General features: G+C 69.8%; 3 protein-coding genes. All 3 read left to right on the forward strand.

The window, feature by feature from the left end; translation table 11 throughout:
* The first annotated feature begins 268 nt into the window (after positions 1–268).
* Positions 269–1,585, forward strand: a complete 1,317-nt coding sequence (locus VFG33_RS21565; RefSeq protein WP_325054719.1) for an NsdA family TPR-like regulatory protein — start codon at positions 269–271, stop codon at positions 1,583–1,585.
* Between the two features lie 12 nt (positions 1,586–1,597).
* A complete protein-coding gene (locus VFG33_RS21570; RefSeq protein WP_325054720.1) occupies positions 1,598–2,230 on the forward strand; it encodes a 2'-5' RNA ligase family protein in 633 nt (210 codons plus the stop codon).
* A 92-nt stretch (positions 2,231–2,322) separates the two neighbouring features.
* Positions 2,323–3,163, forward strand: an 841-nt coding sequence (locus tag VFG33_RS21575; protein ID WP_325054721.1) for a hypothetical protein, incomplete at its 3' end; no start/stop codon positions are given.

Raw genomic sequence — 3,163 nt, forward strand, 5'->3', positions numbered from 1 at the left:
CCACCTCGAGGAAGGTCTCCAGCAACGCGATCCCCTCCTCGGCCTCCCCGAACCTCACCAACTCCGCATGCAAGGTCGTCACCGCTTCATCAGCCACCCCCGGACCCTACCGGCCACCTCCAGCCGGCCGGTGAAATGCACTTCGCGGCCTGATCGGACCTCCAAGCGGGGCAGGGATTCGGGGCATCTCGGGGCAACCTGGGGCAGGTCGTCCACAGGGGTCGTTTCGCCCGTCGCGGAGGGTGTTCGGACACCTACAGTTACCGGCATGTCAGACGTCAACGGGTTGTTGCGAGCCGCACGGGAGCGGACGCCCTCGCGGCGCGCGCCGGGTGAGCACATGTCCCGCGCGGAGCTCGCGGAGGCCGTCTGCGCCTGGCTGTGGGACACCACCGAGATCAAGTACGAGCTGGACGGGCACTACATCGCCAAGCTCGAGCGCGGTGCCGTCCGCTGGCCGGGCGCGGCGTACCGGTCCGGCCTGCGGCATGTCCTGAACGTTGCGGGAGACAACGAGCTCGGCTTCGCCCCGCCCGGCAACGGGTCCGCGCTGGACCTGGACCTGAATGCCTGCTCGACGATCGGGCTGGAGGACGAGCTGGTCGAGGCCGGCGACCAGTCGATCGCGCTGCTCACCCTGGCCGAGGAGTCGAACGTCGGCGGCCTCACCGTCGAGCAGTTGCACGCCGACATCCGGCGGATCGCGCAGAACTACCTCAAGGTGCCGACCAAGCCGCTCTTCCTGCGCAGCCGGGCCATCCGCGACCGCGCCTTCCGGTTGCTGACCGGCCGGCAGCCACCGGGCCAGACCAGAGACCTGTACGCCGCGGCCGGCTGGGCGCTGACGTTGCTCGCCTGGATGTCGGTGGACCTCGGCCGTGCGGACGTCGCGGAGAGCCATACCCGCACGGCCTGGGCCTGCGCCGAGGCATCCGGCGACAACGAGCTCCGTGCCTGGGTGCGGGCGACCCAGCACACGACCGCCTTCTGGCAGGACGACTTCGCCGGCGCAGTCCGCTTCGCCGAGGACGGACTGCAGTACGCAGTCGGTTCGTCCGGCCTGTTCCTCGCCAGCGCCGCTGCAGTCGACCTGGCCCGCTCTGGTCGCGTCGACGCTGCCCGGGACGCCCTGAACGCAGCGAAGCGTGCAGTGACCCGCCCAGGCGGGCTAGAGCTCGGCGGCCCCTTCCTCTGTACGCCGGAACGCGCCGAGGGCCTCTGGTCCGACGCACACCTCGCACTCGGCGAAGCGCAGTACACGCTGGACCATGCCGATCGGGGAGTCGCGCTGTTCGAGGCGGCCCCGCATGCGGAACGCAACTACGGCTCCGAGCGGATGGTCCGGCTGCAGCAGGTCAAGGCCCATCTGGAGCTCGGCGAACTGGACGGTGCGGCGGAAACCCTTGCCGCCGTGCTCGCCACCCCGACGGAGTACCGGGTGCGCCCGTTGATCCACCGGATCAGCGAGGTCGCCGCGATCACCCGGACCGAGCGCTACACCACCGAATCCAAAGCCCGCGCGATGCACGAAGGCATCCGCGAGTTCGTCCGTCGCCCCGCCACCGCGCGCGGCCGGATCGACTGAACGGAGACAGACATGTCCGACGAAGTCCGCGACCACTGGCACTGGCGCCCGGGCTGGCGCGAGGGCCGCTCCTTCTACACCTGGCACCTCACCTTCGCGCAGCATCCCGAGGCCGCCGACCTGGTCGCCGCCTACCAACCCGTCCTCGCTGGCATGCCGGGTCTCGCCCCGGTCCCCCTCGAGTGGATCCACCTCACGCTGCAAGGCCTGGGCTTCACCGATCGCGTCGACCAGCGAGATCTGGACGCCATCATCGAAGCGGCCGAGTTCCGCCTGGCCGGCTTCAGTCCGATCCCGGTGACGATCGGCCCGGCCCTGCTCGACCTCGAAACCGTCCAACTCCCGGTCCGCCCGGTCGAGCCCCTGCAACGCCTCCGCGACGCCGTCCGTACGGCGATCGCCGACGTCTGGGGTCCCGACGCCATCCCGGAACTCCCAGAGCTCCATCCCCACATCTCCCTCGGCTACTTCACCGACGCTGCCCCCGCAGCACCCCTCCGCAACCAACTCGCAGCGGCTCCCGGCCACAGCACTGCCCTCACCATCACCTCGCTGTCCCTCATCGACCTCAACCGGGACCACCGCATGTACCAATGGACGCCGGTCACCACCCTCCGCCTGGCTCCGCTCCACAAACCCGTCTGATCTGCCCATCTGCCCCGCCCTGCCCCGCTGCCCCAACCCCTGTACGGCGTCTCCGCCGCTGACCCAGCCGTCTCCCCAGAAAGGTGGTCGCCGTGCACGAGGCCGATCCTCCGGAAACCGATGCTGAGCTCCGGGCTCGTGCCCTCGCCGTCATCGCGGATCGCCTCCCGGCCGGCTGGCGGATCGACCCAGTCATGACCAAACCGACCCGGCAACTGACTGACGAGCACCTCGTGGTCACCGCGCCCGACGGCACCTCGACCGGCCTGGTCACCGAGCTCGAACTGGCGGAGCTCACGGGTCGCGACGTCGCCCCACGCCGCGACAAGCTGCAACGGAAGATGCTCGCCTCGGGTGCGGGCGGCCTGATCCTCGCCAGGTATTTATCCGCACCGGTGCGAGCCCGGCTGACGAACGCCGGCCTCTCCTACGCCGACGTCACCGGCAACATCCGCCTGAGCCTGCCCCGCCCAGGTCTGTTCATCGCCGACCGCGGCGCCGACCGCGACCCGTGGCGTGGTCCTGGTCGTCCCCCGGACACGTTGACGGGAAGTGCGGCAGCCAAGGTCGTCCGAGCGTTGCTCGACTTCGGCGGCTCCTGGACAACTCGCGACCTGGTGGCGTTGACCGAGGTCTCGGCCGGCTCGATCGCCCGAGTGATCAAACTCCTGGAATCCGAGGAGCTCCTGACCCGATCCTTCCCCGCCGTCGCCACCGTCCCGGACTGGGCAGCACTCCTCCGCCGCTGGAGCACAGACTTCGGCTTCTCCCGCAACAGCCAAGTCTCAGGCTGGATCTCCCCTGCCGGACCTGAGGCCCTGACGTCCGCAATCGCCAACACGCCCTCGCTCGATCACGTACTCACAGGCTCACTCGCAGCCGCCAACTGGACCGGCACTCCCCTGACCACCACCGCGATGATCTACACCCCGG

The organism is Kribbella sp., from assembly GCF_035687465.1.
GTDB lineage: Bacteria > Actinomycetota > Actinomycetes > Propionibacteriales > Kribbellaceae > Kribbella.